The organism is Bacteroides luhongzhouii, from assembly GCF_009193295.2.
Classification (GTDB): Bacteria; Bacteroidota; Bacteroidia; order Bacteroidales; family Bacteroidaceae; genus Bacteroides; species Bacteroides luhongzhouii.
In genome coordinates this window covers 3,057,669-3,073,636 of sequence record NZ_CP059973.1, presented here as the reverse complement: position 1 = coordinate 3,073,636, position 15,968 = coordinate 3,057,669, and the positions used below count along the sequence as shown (strand labels likewise).

18 protein-coding genes are annotated in these 15,968 nt (G+C 43.3%); 7 read left to right on the top strand and 11 right to left on the bottom strand.

Translation table 11 applies throughout. The features are described 5' to 3' along the window. From GD631_RS11045 to GD631_RS11025, 5 genes are read left to right on the top strand one after another with little or no spacing between them, the layout of a single operon-like run. The gene (locus tag GD631_RS11045) at positions 1-657 is read left to right on the top strand and encodes a CDP-alcohol phosphatidyltransferase family protein (RefSeq protein ID WP_004325081.1); all 657 of its coding nucleotides are present in this window, start codon (positions 1-3) and stop codon (positions 655-657) included. Beyond that, complete coding sequence (locus GD631_RS11040; RefSeq protein WP_143258256.1) at positions 654-1,610, top strand: phosphatidate cytidylyltransferase; 957 nt, start codon at positions 654-656, stop codon at positions 1,608-1,610. The genes GD631_RS11045 and GD631_RS11040 overlap by 4 nt, the downstream gene beginning before the upstream one ends. A 24-nt stretch (positions 1,611-1,634) precedes the next feature. Further along, positions 1,635-2,291, top strand: a complete 657-nt coding sequence (locus GD631_RS11035; protein ID WP_185911641.1) for a lysophospholipid acyltransferase family protein — start codon at positions 1,635-1,637, stop codon at positions 2,289-2,291. Beyond that, entirely contained in the window at positions 2,292-2,864 is a 573-nt protein-coding gene (locus tag GD631_RS11030; protein WP_004325078.1) for an RNA polymerase sigma factor, read from the top strand. It begins immediately after the preceding gene. Then, positions 2,861-4,030 carry a carboxypeptidase-like regulatory domain-containing protein gene (locus GD631_RS11025; protein WP_143258245.1) on the top strand — a complete coding sequence of 390 codons (1,170 nt, stop codon included), beginning with the start codon at positions 2,861-2,863 and terminating at the stop codon, positions 4,028-4,030. The genes GD631_RS11030 and GD631_RS11025 overlap by 4 nt, the downstream gene beginning before the upstream one ends. A 10-nt stretch (positions 4,031-4,040) precedes the next feature. On the opposite strand, the gene GD631_RS11020 is transcribed toward GD631_RS11025, so the two are convergent. From GD631_RS11020 to GD631_RS10990, 7 genes are all read right to left on the bottom strand, one after another. After that, positions 4,041-5,210: a DUF418 domain-containing protein gene (locus GD631_RS11020; protein ID WP_143258243.1), complete on the bottom strand. Its 1,170-nt coding sequence runs from the start codon at positions 5,208-5,210 to the stop codon at positions 4,041-4,043. Positions 5,211-5,361: 151 nt separating this feature from the next. Beyond that, entirely contained in the window at positions 5,362-6,234 is an 873-nt protein-coding gene (locus GD631_RS11015) for a pyridoxamine kinase (RefSeq protein WP_143258242.1), read from the bottom strand. A gap of 205 nt (positions 6,235-6,439) precedes the next feature. Then, positions 6,440-7,021, bottom strand: coding sequence for a LutC/YkgG family protein (locus GD631_RS11010; RefSeq protein WP_143258239.1), 582 nt, complete (start codon positions 7,019-7,021; stop codon positions 6,440-6,442). Next, the gene (locus tag GD631_RS11005) at positions 7,018-8,403 is read right to left on the bottom strand and encodes a lactate utilization protein B (RefSeq protein ID WP_004304790.1); all 1,386 of its coding nucleotides are present in this window, start codon (positions 8,401-8,403) and stop codon (positions 7,018-7,020) included. The genes GD631_RS11010 and GD631_RS11005 overlap by 4 nt, the downstream gene beginning before the upstream one ends. Beyond that, complete coding sequence (locus tag GD631_RS11000) at positions 8,400-9,140, bottom strand: (Fe-S)-binding protein (protein WP_143258238.1); 741 nt, start codon at positions 9,138-9,140, stop codon at positions 8,400-8,402. The genes GD631_RS11005 and GD631_RS11000 overlap by 4 nt, the downstream gene beginning before the upstream one ends. Before the next feature lie 51 nt (positions 9,141-9,191). Further along, a complete protein-coding gene (locus GD631_RS10995) occupies positions 9,192-9,737 on the bottom strand; it encodes a 7-carboxy-7-deazaguanine synthase QueE (protein ID WP_004304788.1) in 546 nt (181 codons plus the stop codon). A gap of 21 nt (positions 9,738-9,758) precedes the next feature. After that, complete coding sequence (locus GD631_RS10990) at positions 9,759-10,115, bottom strand: 6-pyruvoyl trahydropterin synthase family protein (RefSeq protein WP_143258237.1); 357 nt, start codon at positions 10,113-10,115, stop codon at positions 9,759-9,761. A 129-nt stretch (positions 10,116-10,244) separates the two neighbouring features. Here GD631_RS10990 and GD631_RS10985 point away from each other — a divergent pair, with 129 nt between their 5' ends. Beyond that, a complete protein-coding gene (locus GD631_RS10985; protein WP_004304786.1) occupies positions 10,245-10,604 on the top strand; it encodes a YbaN family protein in 360 nt (119 codons plus the stop codon). On the opposite strand, the gene GD631_RS10980 is transcribed toward GD631_RS10985, so the two are convergent. Then, positions 10,574-11,140 (bottom strand): 5'-methylthioadenosine/S-adenosylhomocysteine nucleosidase family protein, encoded by a 567-nt coding sequence (locus GD631_RS10980; protein WP_143258236.1) that lies wholly within the window; start codon positions 11,138-11,140, stop codon positions 10,574-10,576. The genes GD631_RS10985 and GD631_RS10980 overlap by 31 nt on opposite strands. A 235-nt stretch (positions 11,141-11,375) precedes the next feature. On the opposite strand from GD631_RS10980, the gene GD631_RS10975 reads away from it, so the two are divergent. Next, positions 11,376-12,863 carry a leucine-rich repeat protein gene (locus GD631_RS10975; protein ID WP_185911440.1) on the top strand — a complete coding sequence of 496 codons (1,488 nt, stop codon included), beginning with the start codon at positions 11,376-11,378 and terminating at the stop codon, positions 12,861-12,863. A gap of 117 nt (positions 12,864-12,980) precedes the next feature. On the opposite strand, the gene GD631_RS10970 is transcribed toward GD631_RS10975, so the two are convergent. From GD631_RS10970 to GD631_RS10960, 3 genes are read right to left on the bottom strand one after another with little or no spacing between them, the layout of a single operon-like run. After that, positions 12,981-13,847 (bottom strand): carbohydrate kinase family protein, encoded by an 867-nt coding sequence (locus GD631_RS10970; RefSeq protein WP_143258234.1) that lies wholly within the window; start codon positions 13,845-13,847, stop codon positions 12,981-12,983. 4 nt (positions 13,848-13,851) lie between these two features. Further along, complete coding sequence (locus tag GD631_RS10965; RefSeq protein WP_143258233.1) at positions 13,852-14,880, bottom strand: zinc-dependent alcohol dehydrogenase; 1,029 nt, start codon at positions 14,878-14,880, stop codon at positions 13,852-13,854. Then, positions 14,877-15,962: an SGNH/GDSL hydrolase family protein gene (locus tag GD631_RS10960; RefSeq protein ID WP_143258232.1), complete on the bottom strand. Its 1,086-nt coding sequence runs from the start codon at positions 15,960-15,962 to the stop codon at positions 14,877-14,879. The genes GD631_RS10965 and GD631_RS10960 overlap by 4 nt, the downstream gene beginning before the upstream one ends. Positions 15,963-15,968: the final 6 nt, after the last annotated feature.

Genomic DNA, 15,968 nt, shown 5'->3' with positions numbered 1-15,968 from the left:
ATGAAAAACGAAGTCGACGGAAGGCGGGAAATAGCCTCGCGAAACACGGCCTGGGCTAATAACATTGCCCGCAAACTAACTCGTTGGGGTGTCACTCCCAATCAAATTTCCATGATGAGTGTATTCTTCGCTATGGTAGGTTGCCTCCTGCTGATTGGCACAGTTATTTATCCCGGCTTCAATAAATATGTAGCCTATATTCTGTTCATCGTTTGTATGCAGTCGCGGTTGCTCTGCAACCTGTTCGATGGGATGGTCGCCATTGAAGGAGGAAAAAAAAGTGCCAACGGAGATCTTTATAATGATATGCCCGACCGCTTTGCCGATGCATTGTTCATCATTCCCGTCGGGTATGTAGCAGGTGGATTCGGAGTCGAATTGGGATGGCTGGGCGCCCTTCTTGCTGTTATGACAGCTTATTTCCGCTGGATAGGAGCCTACAAAACACATCAGCATTTCTTTAATGGTCCGATGGCCAAACAACACCGCATGGCATTGCTGACACTGACCTTTGTAGTCGCCACCTGCACCATCCATTCAGGATACGACCGGATGGTATGCTTCATCGCTCTAATCATTATCAACATCGGTCTTATCGCGACACTGATACATCGCCTGTACCTCATGTCACACACAACAAACACTGAAATAAAATGAAAAATCTACTGGATAAAATATTCCCTACATTAAGCGATGAGTTGATTATTGTCATCTCGCTTATCATCGGATTGCTTGTTACGGCAAGCCTTATTCTTTTCCTTGTAAAAAAGATATCTCCGAAAACAAATATCAGCGAACTCGCCGCACGCACGCGCTCATGGTGGATCATGGCGGGTATGTTTATCGGTGCTGTATTTATCAGCTATAACATTTCTTATTTCTTCCTTGCCTTTCTCTCTTTCATTGCTTTCAGAGAACTTTATTCTGTATTGGGATTCAGAGAGGCAGATCGCGGAGCACTGTTTTGGGGCATACTGTCTATCCCCATTCAATATTATCTGGCTTACCTTGCCTGGTATGGCGCATTCATCATCTTCATTCCGGTAGTCATGTTCCTCGTATTGCCTTTACGGCTCGTTTTAAAGGGAGATACACACGGAATCACCAAGTCGATGGCACTGTTGCAATGGATTCTGATGCTTTCGGTATTCGGTATCAGCCACCTCGCTTATCTCCTGTCACTTCCCGAACTACCGGGATTCAGTTCCGGAGGACGGGGCCTGCTGTTGTTCCTTGTATTCCTTACGGAAATCAATGATATCATGCAATTTATCTGGGGCAAACTTCTCGGACGGCATAAGATTCTTCCGAAAGTAAGTCCGAACAAGACGTGGGAAGGTTTCCTGGGTGGTGTCATCAGTACCACTGCGATTGGTTACTTCCTCGGTTTCCTGACTCCCCTCTCCGCTCCCAACGTTATTCTGGTTAGCACCCTCCTTGCGATTGCCGGCTTCTCGGGAGACGTGGTCATCTCCGCCATCAAGAGAGATAAAGGAATTAAAGATATGGGGAACAGTATTCCCGGTCATGGAGGAGTATTCGACCGGATAGATTCGCTGTCCTACACTGCTCCTGTATTTTTTCATTTAGTTTATTACATTGCATATTAAACGGAGAGAATGGAAAAAAGATTCATGCAAGCTGCTGCCATGCAGATTATATATAAAGGTGTCTTCCAATGGTTCCTGAAATTAATCGTAGGGGTTCAGTTCACCGATTGCCGCTTCCTTAAAAAAGAAAAGCAATTCATTATCCTTGCCAACCATAACAGCCACCTGGACACCCTAAGCCTGTTGGCTTCCCTGCCCGGCGAACTTTTGTGGAAAGTCAAACCCGTAGCAGCAGAAGACTATTTCGGGAAAACCCGCTTTCAGGCTTCCATCAGCAACTTTTTCATCAATACGCTTCTTATCAGAAGAAAAGGGGAAAAAGATTCGGAGCACGATCCGATCCGTAAGATGCTTGAAGCCATTGATGCCGGGTATTCACTGATTCTTTTTCCGGAAGGAACCAGAGGAAAACCGGAGCAGATGGGAAAAATAAAATCCGGCATTGCCCGTATCCTGTCGCTACGGCCTGAAGTGAAATATATTCCTGTATTCATGACCGGTATGGGACGCTCTTTACCCAAAGGAAAGATGATCCTGTTGCCATACAAAGCATCTATCTATTATGGTATGCCCGCTTTGGTAAAGAATACGGATACACATGAAATATTAGAGCAGATAACAGGTGATTTTGAAAGAATGAAAGAAAAATATCAAGTTGTTATCGACGCAGAAGAGGAATAGATGTTGTTTTTCAAAAGAAACATATCGAAACTATCGGACGAGGAATTACTGATACACTATACGAAGTCCGGCGATACGGAATATTTCGGTGAACTATATAACCGATATATCCCGTTACTGTACGGACTTTGCCTGAAATACCTGCATGATGAAGACCGGGCACAGGAAGCAGTCATGCAGTTGTTTGAAGATTTATTGCCTAAACTGGGAAATTATGAGATAAAAGTTTTCAAGCCATGGCTCTACCGGGTGGCGAAGAATCATTGCCTGCAACTTTTACGGAAGGAAAATAAAGAAATTCCATTAGATTATACGGTTAATATTATGGAATCTGACGAATTTCTGCATCTATTAAGTGAAGAGGAAAGTTCGGAGGAACAACTGAAGGCATTACATCACTGTCTCGAAAAGTTGCCCGAAGAACAACGGACCAGTATTACGCGTTTCTTCCTCGAAGAGATGTCGTATGCCGACATTGTGGAACAGACCGGATTTACTCTGAACAATGTGAAAAGCTATATCCAGAACGGAAAGCGAAATTTAAAAATTTGTATCAAGAAACAAGCCCTATGAAACTATTGGACTACATACGAGGACTCCGCAAAGGAAAAGAGGCACACCGACTGGAACGAGAGTCGATGCAAGATCCTTTTCTGGCCGATGCTATGGATGGTTACAACCAGGTGGAGGGAAATCACGAACAACGGATCGAGAAACTGCGAATGCAGGTTTCAGCTCATTCGGCAAAGAAAAAGAACACCCGTGCTATCATCTGGAGCATCGCTGCCTGTCTGGTTATCGGATTCGGTATCAGTAGTTATTTCCTGTTCCTGAAAAAGAGTATGACGGATGAAGTGTTCATCGCCAAAGAAAGTGTTTCCACCAAGTTGGCTGAACCCGCAGTTCCGCCCACTCCGGCTATTCCCGCAACTCCAACAGTTCCGGCAACTCCACAAAAGGAAATCGCATTGGCTACCGCAAAAATAAAAACGGATTCCACTCCTGTTTCCGAAGATTCAACTCCTGTTTCTGAAGAGACTGCCGCATCGCAAGAAGTAGTAGCAACGATGGATACTTTCGAATCTGAATCTGATAAGAAAATGAAGATGGCTAAGGTAGCGACTATCCTTCCTCAAAATAACATGATTAAAGGAAGAGTGACCGACGAAAAAGGAGAACCGCTTATCGGAGCCAGTGTGGCATACAAAGGAACGAATATTGGAACCATCACAAATATGAATGGAGAATTTTCATTAGTCAAAAAGGATGATAAAAAACGATTAACAGCGGAGTATATCGGATATGATCCGGTAGAAATCCAAGTAGATACCAACCGGACGATGCTCATTGCCATGAACGAAAACAAACAGGCACTCAATGAAGTGGTAGTAGTGGGATACGGAACCAAGAAAAACAAGGAGTCAACCGCTGCCGGAAATGTTGTGACGGTTAAGGAACAGACAAAGAAAGAGATTACTCCGCAACCTGTCATTGGCAAACGCAAGTATCAGAAGTACCTGAAAGAGAATCTCGTTCGTCCGACGGATGAAAAGTGCGCACAAGTGAAAGGGAAAGTTGTATTAACTTTCTTTGTCAACAAGGAAGGACGTCCCTTCTACATCAAAGTAAAAGGGAGTCTTTGCGAATCTGCCGATAAAGAAGCAATCCGTCTGATTCAGGAAGGTCCGGACTGGATTTACGGCAACAAAATGGTGGAAGTTACTGTCAAATTCGAATAGTGGGAAGTCACTAAATCCAAGTACCCTTACGCCATAAGAATTCGAGTGGTCCCTGTCTATGACGGGCAAGCCACCAACGGCTGAATATCAGCTGAACAGTGAAGATTAGCAGTGCGATAAGCAGGCTTGCCGTTGCTCCGGCGTATTTGTACATGGCTAATCCGAATCCATAATAGATAGTGACTCCCATGATAGATTGAGAGATGTAGTTTGTCAGACTCATACGCCCATAAGGAATTAGCAGACTTTGCCAGCTATATCCTTTCTCTTTCTTAAACCAAAGCAAGGTGAAGATAGCAACCAGAATAATCATAAACGCAAAATTGGCATAGGATGGAACTGCTATCTTATAAGATATTCGCACAGATGGATTAGTGATTAATTCCGGTACAAAGGTTTTCAAGCAATAGAGAGGAATGAATGCAAGGATAGCACCTTCCAACATCTTCTTCCAAAAGCGTACGGACTCTTCGCTCTTTATTAAATATTTCCGGCGTCCCAACAACATTCCGAACATGAACAGAGCAGCCGTCTGAAACAGACGACCATTTTCTACTTGCCAGATATTGCTGTATAATTGTCCGTCGGAGATGTTGGAACAAAGTACTTCGAAGAAGTTACCATTGGCAGTTACCTCCTGCGCACGTATGGCATAAGGCATATAATGACCGGTTGCTACTACGTAGTCGGGATTTATCATCGCATAAATGGCACGTCCCCACTCATAAGGCTGAAGAAGCAGAATCAGGGCAATCCAAAAGACCGTTTTGTCCTTTAACTTGCACACGGGTATCAACACAAAACCCACTACTGCATAGAGTAAAAGAATATCCCCGTTATAGAATAAGGCATGTAACTGCGCAAACAGGAAAAGCAAACACATCCGCCAGGCAAATCGTCCGCGGAAGTCTGTACCACGCTTCTCCGCATTGTGAAACTGAATATAAAAGCTAAAACCAAACAACAAAGAGAAAGTAGCATACGCCTTTCCTGCAAACAGGAAAAACAGGATGTCCCATGCATATTTATCAATCGTTTGTAACCATGCAGGCACATTCTCCGGTACTAAGAACAGATTATAATGCTCCAAATTATGTAATAATACAATTGCCAAAAGGGCAAATCCGCGCAGAGCATCCACTACTCCAAGACGTTCGGACGTTTTTAGTGTTTGAGTCATTAGTCAGATATAATTATTCCATTTTTTAATGCCGGTAAAATTAATGGAAATATTTGAAACACAAAAGCTTGTAAATGTTAAAGGAGTTGCCCCTTATTCTTTATCTTTACAGTGTGATTTTTTTTTCTTTGCTGTGGAGACTCTTGATCTTTTATATTAATTCATAACTAGCCATCTGTATTGGCATATCCAAATTATGAAGCACTTTCTCCAATAGAATGCCCTCGCGGTTATCATATTCATATCCAAAAGTGGCACGGATTCCTTGCAGGATAAATTGTGTGGCACGGTCCAACGCCATCGGAAGACTGTCTCCCTGCATCAAAGAACCGGTGATGACACTGGTGAAAGTATCTCCCGTGCCGGGATAATGTGCGGGCAGATAAGGGCAAGTCACTTTCCAGTAGCGATCTCCCTGACGGTTATAAGCATAGACAGACGTTTTATGAGGCTCATCATGTACAGGAACACTGGTGATGATAACCACTTGCGGACCTTTGTCGGACAAAAGACGAAGATATTCTTTCAGCTCTTCATCCGTGTTATCTGCTTTATAAGGTTTATCCAATAAATAAAACAGTTCCGTCAGATTGGGGGTAATCACATCTGCTTTCGTGATTAAGTGGCGCATCTCTTTTATCATCTCTCCATCAAAGTTGGTGTATAATCGTCCGTTATCTCCCAACACCGGATCGGCAACGATCAAACTATCCGGTCGACGAAAATCCCTGATAAAATCAGAAACAATCTGAATTTGTCTCGGAGAACCCAAGTAGCCGGTATAGATAGCGTCGAATTCTACCTCCAGCTTCTTCCATTGGGCAATAATCTTCGGCATTTCGTCCGTCAGGTCGAGAAAGGAGAAACCGGGATATTGCGTATGATTGGATAATACAGCCGTAGGAAGCGGACAGACCTGAAAACCCATGGATGAAAGAATAGGAATGACGACGGTCAGAGATACGCGCCCCATTCCCGAAAGGTCATGGACGGCGGCTATTTTCTTTACTTTATTGGCATACATACGATTTATTATTAAACATTTTACTACTCTTATTCTACAAACTCGTTTATCTACTATGGACAAACAGAAACAGAGCCTCTATTTCCTACCAATAGAGCCTCTGTTTTTACAGCGTCAACGGAGTCTCCATTTCGTTTGTACTAACAAATATAAAACTCCATTGTTTTGAAACCAAATTTATTTTAGAATAATCAACAGGGAAACATTACGTTAATATCACTAACACGTCTCGTGCCCCATGCGCTCCCATCACTAAAGCCTGCTCAATATCAGCTGTCTTTGAAGGACCGGAGATAAACGTTCCGAACTGATATTCCTGTCCGTCCAGTTTCCGATAGGCGTCATACATGGTATCTACAATTTTATTCCGGTCGAGCAGAATGACCAACTTCTCCGAAATAAAATAGATCGCTTTATATTTCACTGTCTGCGGTATCCAGATGGCTCCGTTTTCGGCCACTCCGATTTCTCCTTTCACTACGGCAACATCTGTGCCGTCCAACTCTTTCGGATCATCCAAATTATCGGGATTGAACGTAGCGCAGGAAATATCCGGCAATACGGAAGCAATACGCATGGCTTCCGGATAAGTCCGGCGTATGACCGCATTCACATCTTCCCCTTCGCCCAATACAACTGCCGTACCACCCACTGCACGGCTGATTGCACAGAACTGTTCTATCTTGTCAGGATATGACAATCGTTTCATATCCGCAATATCCGGTTTATCATAACGTTTCTGCGTATTCTTGCGGATGCTGGCTAATATATCTTCTCTACTGCTCATTTGGATTCCTCCTTTCCCTGTACTTTGTTTTTCTTCCACATTTCATTGAACGACTCGCTGGCAAATTCCGGCAGTTCACGCCCCTTTCCCCAATCATCAAGATCGTTGTATTTCATGAAACGAGGCAGACCATTTACCACCGGGGCTGCCCACAAGGCTGCGTTGAACAATGCCGGACGCTCCATCAGGAATTTCATACCACCGGACATGATCTTCTTTCCCGTATTGGCTTTCCCCAGTCCATCCAAATCCTGACGCCACTTGTAGATCTGTTCGGCCAAATCTACTTTCACCGGACAAACATCGGAACAGGACATACACAGAGAACAAGCTGAAAGATTATCATAATACTTCTCCGGAGCGTGAGCCATACCCAAGTTGATACCAATAGGTCCGGGGATGAAGTACGTATAAGAGTAACCTCCACTCCGGCGGTACACCGGGCAGGTATTCATGCACGCACCACAACGAATACAGTTCAATGTCTTGATATGATCGGGCTTGGATAGTAAGGCACTCCGGCCGTTGTCTACGATGATAATATGGTATTCACCGCCTTCGCGGGGACGGCGGTAATGAGAAGTATATGTTGTCACCGGTTGTCCGGTAGCCGAACGGGCGAGTAACCGGGTGAACACACCTAACGCGTCCAAATCCGGGACGATCTTTTCCATACCGAAAGCGGCAATGTTCAGTTTCGGGTATGAGGTACCCATATCGGCATTTCCTTCATTGGTGCAGACCACAATGTCACCGGTTGAAGCGACGGCAAAGTTGGCGCCTGTCATGGCAGCCTCAGCATTCAAGAAAAGATGGCGCAGGTTCTTACGTGCGGCATGAGTCAGGTAGGTAGGGTCAAAGTTTCCCTTTTCCGTGCCCATCTCCTTTTCGAATAGTTCGCCTACCTGTTCCCGTTTGATGTGGATGGCAGGCAATACGATGTGGCTCGGTTCGAGATGCATCAGTTGCAGGATGCGTTCGCCCAAATCGGACTCTACGACATCGATCCCCCGCTCCATCAGAAAAGGATTCAATCCACACTCTTCGGCGAGCATGGATTTGCTCTTGATGAAATGGTGGACGTTATGCTCATTCAGTATCTCGTAGACAATGGCGCAGTATTCATCGGCATCTTTTGCCCAATGCACAATGGCACCGTTGGCGGTAGCATTCTTCTCAAACTCCAACAGAAGTTCTTCGAGGTGACTGTTGGAGTATAGTTTCAGCTCGCAAGCCTTGTTGCGCAACTCTTCCCATTCGGGAACTTCCTTGCTCATCTTATCCCTTTTGGCACGGACCATCCAAAGGGTTTCATTATGCCATGCTGCCATCTTGCTGTCCTGCAAGAACTTTTCGGCAGCCTTTGAATGTTTTGTACTCATGATTGTGACGCTAGAATTTCTACAATATGGATAATCTTAATAGGCAGATGCTCCCGTTTGATGACACCTTGCATGTGCATCAGGCAGGAACTGTCCGCTCCGACAATATACTCGGCTCCGGTAGCCATGTGATCTTTTACCTTATCACGCCCCATGCAAACGGAGACTGCCTGTTCTTCCACAGCAAACATTCCGCCAAAGCCGCAACACTCGTCAATATGGCTGGGCTCGAATACTTCGATACCTTCTACCAGATCGAGCAGGTCACGCAATTTATTGTAATAAGGAATGTTCAGTTCGGTGGGAGCGGAAATCAACAGTTCGCGCACCCCATGACAGCTATTATGAATACTGACTTTATGAGGAAAGCGTGCAGGAATTTTGGAAGGTTTCAAGACATCGTGAATGAACTCACAAATATCATAAATCTTTCCCGCACTCTGACAAACATGTCCTTCTTTCTCCAAGATGCCCGGATGATTTTCTTTCACAAAAGCCACACAACTGGCGGAAGGACCGACGATGTAATCGTACTTCCGGAATAAATCGTCAAAACGGAGTGCCAATTTCATCGATTCATCTTCAAAACCGGCATTTGCCATCGGTTGTCCGCAACAAGTCTGATCCAACGGATAATCGACGTCTACTCCCAAACTTTTCAACAGTCTATACGATGCCACTCCCACATTGGGGTAAATAGCATTAATATAACAAGGAATAAACAAACCTACTTTCATACTATATTTTGTAATAATTTAAGCTTCTTCCGTATCACCCGTCTATTTTGTTCAACGGATGTCGATTAATTTGTGTGTTTGCAGGCTGAGTCTCCATTTGGGATGTCGCATTACACAATCCACTGTTGAAGCAGTGTTATTACAAGAACAAGGCTGGAGGAAAAAATGTTCGGCAGGAAGTAGTTCAAAAATACTTATATCTTGTCCTTCATAGACCACTTTCACTTCATCCATCCGGTCGATGGCAAGTTTCACCCCTTGTTTGGGGGAGCAGGTCACCCAGTCGATAGCTGCCGGCAGGGGGCGTGTACCGTTGGTTTCGATAGTCACATATTTACCTGCCTGGTGCAAACGGTCGATCAATTCATCGTCTATCCATAAGGAAGGTTCGCCACCTGTGAGGACAACGGTGACGGCAGGATATTTTTTCACTTCGGCGATAATTTCATCGTCGGTCATCATTTTTCCTTCTTCGTGTTGTGTGTCGCAAAAGTCACATTTCAGGTTGCAGCCGGAAAAACGTACGAAGATGGCCGGGGTTCCGGTGTGGTAGCCTTCGCCCTGCAAACTGTAAAAGATTTCATTAATCTTTCTCATCATCAAAATTTGTTTGGTTTGCTACTCTTGTCCTTCTGCGCCGCTGGAATCTTTCTCATAGATGACAATGTTTCCTTCCGATTCCTGCACTTCTACTTTATAACATTGAGGAATCTGTTTGCATACCCACCGGGCGATATTCTCCGCTGTGGGATTGAATGGAAGTACTTCATTCAGATTTTGATGGTCGAGTTTCTCCGTGACCACTTCTTTGATGCGGGTGAAATCTACCACCATCCCTTCGGAGTTGAGCCGTGCGGAACGGCAATAGACGGTGATAATCCAGTTGTGACCGTGTAAACTGGCGCATTTACTGCGATACGGGAGTACCAGCTTATGAGAAGCCGAGATCTCCATGCGTTTGATTACTGTAAACATGAGTGTATGTATTTTAATAGTTACACGCATCTAATGTCACCTCGATGCAACGGCAAAGGTAATACAAAATAGAGTTTTCATTCAGCAAAGAGTGTTATTTTTTCCCTTTTTTTGCACTATCTTTGCCGCATGAAAACTCTTTATATTGTTTTAGGTAGTATTTCCCTTGCGCTCGGCATTCTCGGCATCTTTCTGCCGCTACTGCCCACTACCCCTTTTTTATTGCTCACCGCCGCCCTTTATTTCAAAGGGTCACCCCGATTATATAACTGGCTGCTCAATCATCGGCACTTCGGTCCTTATATCCGCAATTTCCGCGAAAACAAGGCGATTCCTCTCCGCGCCAAAATAATTTCCCTCGTATTAATGTGGGGAACGATGCTTTATTGCATTTTCTTCCTGATTCCTTTTATATGGGTAAAGATTCTTCTGGGATTGATAGCCGCAGGAGTCACTTATCATATTCTTTCTTTCAAGACATTGAAATAGTGTGATAGTCCCTGCCGGGCATCGGCTAGTTTATCTTCCCAATGTTTCACGGAGTTCTGCCCAATTATGTCAGTCACGTATTTCACGGAAATAAACGGGATTTCTTTTGAACGGCAGACAAATGCCTGTGCGTATGCTTCCATATCTACAACATCTCCGCTAACGTGGGTCAACTCGGTGAGGAAGCCATCTCCTGTATTGCAGATTCCATGTTCCGTCCAATGCGTGCAATAACCTTTTTCTTCGAGCAAAGCTGATGAATCGATCTCACACTCCAATCCGAACTCTTTCATTTTCTGCATATCACGGTCTACGAACTTGCGGCATACAAAGATGTCTCCTACCTGATGGTTGACTGTTCCGGCACTTCCGATATTGAGCACCAAATCCGGTTGTACCTGGCGGATTGCTTCTGCCAGATGAAAGGCTGATTTCACTTTACCAATGCCTGTACGAACGTAGTAAGGTTCTATATCCGGCCATTTAATCTCTACAAATTCGCCTTGTACGGCGTAGGTTACTAATATTTTCAACATAGATTCCTTTATTTCGTAAAATTATTATTCAATGAGATATACAAGCAACTCCGGCTCATTCTAGTTTTCTGTAATGAACATAGCCTTGACTATATCTGCAAAAATAACTATTAAATCGGAGTTATTCATAAAAATGCGATTAAAAGCTTTCGAGACTTACACATTATATCTATCTTTGCAACAAAATAATTTTAATGCTTTATCAACAGAGCAACAAAACAAACATAATTTTAATATGAAATCATTAAATTTACTCTCCGTACTAGTTTTAACATTGTTCATAAATAGTTGTAGTGACAAGAATGACATAGAAGATAAAATTATACAACAAACGATTGATGCAATAAAAATTACCGAAGAAGAAGTAACTTTAAATATTGGTGATAGTCACACGCTTACCATAAAACACTCTCCAGAAGACTTGCCCGTTCCTGAATATATTTGGACATCCTCCAATAAAGACGTTGCCACAATTAATGCCCACGGAGAAATTAAAGCACTGTCTATCGGTGTTACTATTATTACTGCTAAAGCCAAAGATTTCGGTCCTCTCTCCACCTGTCAGGTAAATGTTATTCCGATTGAAGTTACATCTATCAAATTATCAGAAAACGCAGTTAAATTAATTGCTGGAGAAACCCATCAGTTATCTGCTGTTATCGAACCGGACAACGCAACATACAAAGATATAATATGGACATCGTCAGATGACAAAATTGCAACAGTATATAATGGAAACATTACTGCAGTTAAAGAAGGGAATGCAACCATCACAGCACAACTAAAGGAATCAAAAGCAAAAGCTAGTTGTGAACTTACCATTACTCGCAAAATCATTAAAGCCAGTTATAACATAGAAATACCCGGAAGTCTAGAAAGTATCTTAGAAACAAATAAAACAACCATCACAGATTTAACACTCACCGGAAATCTTGATGCCAGGGATTTAATGACTTTAAAAGAAATGAGTCAACTTATTACCTTAGATATAAATGACACCAAGATACATGAGTTTAAAACCAATGATTTAACCTTCAACTCCGATGAATTACTTGAACGCAACTTTGAGAATTCAATATTAGAGGAAGTAAAACTACCTAAGGAACTAACAGTCATACCGGCATATACCTTTTCATCATGTCGTAACTTGAAAGAAGTGTCCCTGCCTTCTACAGTAAAAATTATAAAGAGACTTGCTTTTAATGGAGCTATAAATCTTAATACTATAAAACTCCCGGAAGGGCTAACCAGAATCGATTTTTTTGCATTCGGTTCTACATTCATGAAAGGGAAACTAACTATACCTACTACAGTAACTTTTACCGAACAAGGTGTATTCCAATATACAAGTTTTGATGAAGTTGAGCTATCGCCAAACTTGTCTACTATCAGTGTACAATTTTTGAATTATAGTAGAAAAGTAAAAAAAATAATAATACCGGAAGGACCTACTAAAATTGAAGCAAATGCTTTCGGAAATTGCGAATCCTTAGAATATGTGGAAATTCCCAACAGTGTTAGTGAAATCCAATCGTCAGCTTTTAAATATTGTCCCATAGTGGAAATACACGTAAAAAGAGTCACACCACCAATTATAAAGGATTCAAGTACCCTAAATATAAAAGATAAATCCATTTGTAAAATATATGTTCCCAAAGGATCTATTACAGCATATCGATTATCACCCTTTTGGAGTGACTTTAAGAATTTTATCGAAGAATAATCAGCTACCCGGAACAGATGCTTCACGGTAGCATAAGCCGCTTTTTGAGCGACAGCTTTCCGTGATTCATCTAACTTTTCCGGGCATAAAGGTTTCCCACCAGACTTCGTTTAAAGATTACTTTTTACTATCCGGCAACGGGTTAATTGCCCCTCTTTGTGTACAAGTATATGCCGATACATCCACCGCTTTGCGGTGTGATTCAGCAACCGACGCCCCTCTAAGTATGTTCACAACAAAGGTAGCAGTAAACGAGTCGCCTGCACCTACAGTATCGGCCACCTCGACTTTAGGTGTATCTATGGATGAAATTTCCCCACTTACATCATATATGCCACTACGTACTGCCCCCTGTGTGAATATAACATACTTGAGCGAAAAACGAGCAATGAGTTCTGCGATAGCTTCCACAAAATCAGTAGAAAGGGAAAGAAGAGAGATCAATAACGGCAATTCGTCCTCATTCAATTTGAGGACATTTGCTTTTTGCAAGGATTCCACAATCAAGTCTGTCGAATAAAAATGTTGCCTGATATTAATATCGAACACCTTCAAAGAGGTATCCGGCACGGCATCTATGAGCCTCAAGATTGCAGCACGTGACTTTTCGCTTCGCTGTGCCAAAGAGCCCCAACAAACAGCATCTGCATCGCCGACAAATTTCATGGTCGCAGGACTACACTCGATAGCATCCCAAGCAACATTCTCAACAATGTCATATTGCGGTACACCGGCCTCATTCAACGACACAAGCACTTTACCTGTCGGCAAAATATTACGGGAAATATATCCTAAATCAAGTCCGGTCTCTTTAAGCACCGCAAATGTTTCATCGCCGAGTTCATCGTCACCTATTGCCGTAACGGGATATGATTCTGCTCCCAATTCCTTCGCAAAAAAACAGAAATTGATAGGCGCTCCGCCAAGTCTCTTACCTTCCGGGAAGCAATCCCAAACAACTTCTCCTATACCTATTATTTTCATGGTTTTATAGTTTTATAATTATTTTCATGGATGTTGCACTATTCTCGTCTATAAATTTATATGCCTCGTCATACTGCTCGAACGGGAAATGATTTGAAATAAGCGGTTCGAGACGGATAGCTCCCGAACTTACCTGATCGATAGCCGTAAGATAATCTTCATGGCGATACATCATCGTTCCGTTCACCTTCAGTTCGTGCTCTCCCAAATAGAACATATTAAGCGACGGATCCTTGCCAAATACCGCCACTACAACGATGGTACTCCCTTTTTCGATACACTCCATAAGCGAACGAATGCTCGACTCAACTCCGGCAACCTCAAACGCAGCTTGAAAATCTTCATCCCCGAAAAGCCTCTTCGCTCCTTCTTTGAGCGGCGTCTTAGCTACATTGAGCGTATCTACTATACCACATTTACGAGCGATTTCAAGTCTGAAATCACTTACATCAGTAATAAGAACCCGTTTGGCTCCTCTTGCCTTAGCGAACTGCGCCACGAGGTTACCGATCGTTCCGGCACCCGATACAACCACATTCTTACCTTTCAAGTCCCCGCCACGCATGGTTGCGTGCGCAGCCACTGCCACCGGTTCTATCATAGCCCCATAATCAAGCGACATACCTTTAGGCAACACTGCAATCCTGTCATCATCAACCACAAAAAAGTCTTGCGCAGCTCCATTTGCCTGAAAGGCTTGCACTCTTAGTTCTTCACAAATATTATACTCTCCCCGCTGACAAGGCTTGCACTTCCCACACACCAGTTGCGGACGTGCGGTGACAACGTCACCCGCCTTGCAGATCGTAACCTCCGTCCCCGTAGCGACTACCACTGCCGAATATTCATGCCCCTGAACTACCGGATAGAAAGTTGCCGGATGACATCCGTGATAAGAATGTATCTCACTTCCACAAATACCTATTCTCTTAATATTCAGAAGCACCTGATGTCCTTTCAGGTCCGACGCCTTAGGCGCCTCAACCTCACGAAATTCAATATGTTTTGGTTCTACTAATACCGCTTGTCTCATTTTATACCATATTTACTTAAAATTTCTATTACCGGAGTCTCTATTGACTTCGCCCAAAGTGCATATCCATAACTACTTGGATGAGTTCCATCGACCGATGTCTCATGCGCATCGGAAGCATCAGGCGTAATCAGATAAACGTCTTTATATTTCGGGTTCGTGAGGATTTTTGCAAACAACTCCTCTACGGTTGCCGCCTTAGCCCGTTCTTTCGCATCAAGAACTGTATCGAATGAACGTCGTTCGCGATAGATAGTACGCTGAAATATCAACGGAGTAGCCGGATGTACCGCTATAAGCCGATCTATAAACGGCATCAGGCGCTCTCTTATCAGTTCTGCGTCAGGATTTGAAAATGTATCGAATATAAAGGCATCAGCCTTGACTTCCGCAAGAACGTCGAGCATATAAGGCTGCATCAGACAACGTCCGCTTGTTGCGAGCGACACGACTTGAAGACCTGTATTTCGCATAAATTGCATGGGATAACTCATGCCGGATCGATCCGTGCTTACTCCTTGCGTAAATGAAGAGCCATATACCACTATCCTATGACGAAAATCGGACTTCAACGGTTCGATAACAGCATCGTCATCTATCCCTATCTTGCAAGAAATGACCTCCGAATACATTGGCATATACATCATACATTCGTGCATCGTACCATCCATATTCTCAATGAGCGTGAATGTCTCGGTTTTCTCGCCCTTATACGCTTTCAATGAACCGCTTGCCGCATACTGCCATCTACCGTTTGCATTTTTGATATAAAGATCATATCCTTTATAAGAGATCGGCATGGTTGAATGGCTCGAATATACATACCCCCACTTTGTCGTAATCTGTATATTACGTGTGTTCGTTTTAAACAATACAGCCATACCGGCAGAACAACGGAGTTGTCGATTCTCTGTTCTGTTAAAACCTTTATAAACCAATGTATCGACTCTATGATACGGATTGGGAGTCGATTCAAACGGCTTACCTATCAGGTTAAGCGTTGATGCCTCCATCTGTTTTTGTGCCGAAACCGACAATACACACGAAAGCGACAGAACAACCGTTATGAAAAACTTCTTCATAGCCTG

Bases quoted from the DNA above. Each gene is read 5' to 3' on its own strand.
- GD631_RS11045 (WP_004325081.1), top strand. From the start codon at position 1: ATGAAAAACGAAGTCGACGGAAGGCGGGAAATAGCCTCGCGAAACACG.
- GD631_RS11040 (WP_143258256.1), top strand. From the start codon at position 654: ATGAAAAATCTACTGGATAAAATATTCCCTACATTAAGCGATGAGTTG.
- GD631_RS11035 (WP_185911641.1), top strand. From the start codon at position 1,635: ATGCAAGCTGCTGCCATGCAGATTATATATAAAGGTGTCTTCCAATGG.
- GD631_RS11030 (WP_004325078.1), top strand. From the start codon at position 2,292: ATGTTGTTTTTCAAAAGAAACATATCGAAACTATCGGACGAGGAATTA.
- GD631_RS11025 (WP_143258245.1), top strand. From the start codon at position 2,861: ATGAAACTATTGGACTACATACGAGGACTCCGCAAAGGAAAAGAGGCA.
- GD631_RS11020 (WP_143258243.1), bottom strand. From the start codon at position 5,210: ATGACTCAAACACTAAAAACGTCCGAACGTCTTGGAGTAGTGGATGCT.
- GD631_RS11015 (WP_143258242.1), bottom strand. From the start codon at position 6,234: ATGTATGCCAATAAAGTAAAGAAAATAGCCGCCGTCCATGACCTTTCG.
- GD631_RS11010 (WP_143258239.1), bottom strand. From the start codon at position 7,021: ATGAGCAGTAGAGAAGATATATTAGCCAGCATCCGCAAGAATACGCAG.
- GD631_RS11005 (WP_004304790.1), bottom strand. From the start codon at position 8,403: ATGAGTACAAAACATTCAAAGGCTGCCGAAAAGTTCTTGCAGGACAGC.
- GD631_RS11000 (WP_143258238.1), bottom strand. From the start codon at position 9,140: ATGAAAGTAGGTTTGTTTATTCCTTGTTATATTAATGCTATTTACCCC.
- GD631_RS10995 (WP_004304788.1), bottom strand. From the start codon at position 9,737: ATGAGAAAGATTAATGAAATCTTTTACAGTTTGCAGGGCGAAGGCTAC.
- GD631_RS10990 (WP_143258237.1), bottom strand. From the start codon at position 10,115: ATGTTTACAGTAATCAAACGCATGGAGATCTCGGCTTCTCATAAGCTG.
- GD631_RS10985 (WP_004304786.1), top strand. From the start codon at position 10,245: ATGAAAACTCTTTATATTGTTTTAGGTAGTATTTCCCTTGCGCTCGGC.
- GD631_RS10980 (WP_143258236.1), bottom strand. From the start codon at position 11,140: ATGTTGAAAATATTAGTAACCTACGCCGTACAAGGCGAATTTGTAGAG.
- GD631_RS10975 (WP_185911440.1), top strand. From the start codon at position 11,376: ATGAAATCATTAAATTTACTCTCCGTACTAGTTTTAACATTGTTCATA.
- GD631_RS10970 (WP_143258234.1), bottom strand. From the start codon at position 13,847: ATGAAAATAATAGGTATAGGAGAAGTTGTTTGGGATTGCTTCCCGGAA.
- GD631_RS10965 (WP_143258233.1), bottom strand. From the start codon at position 14,880: ATGAGACAAGCGGTATTAGTAGAACCAAAACATATTGAATTTCGTGAG.
- GD631_RS10960 (WP_143258232.1), bottom strand. From the start codon at position 15,962: ATGAAGAAGTTTTTCATAACGGTTGTTCTGTCGCTTTCGTGTGTATTG.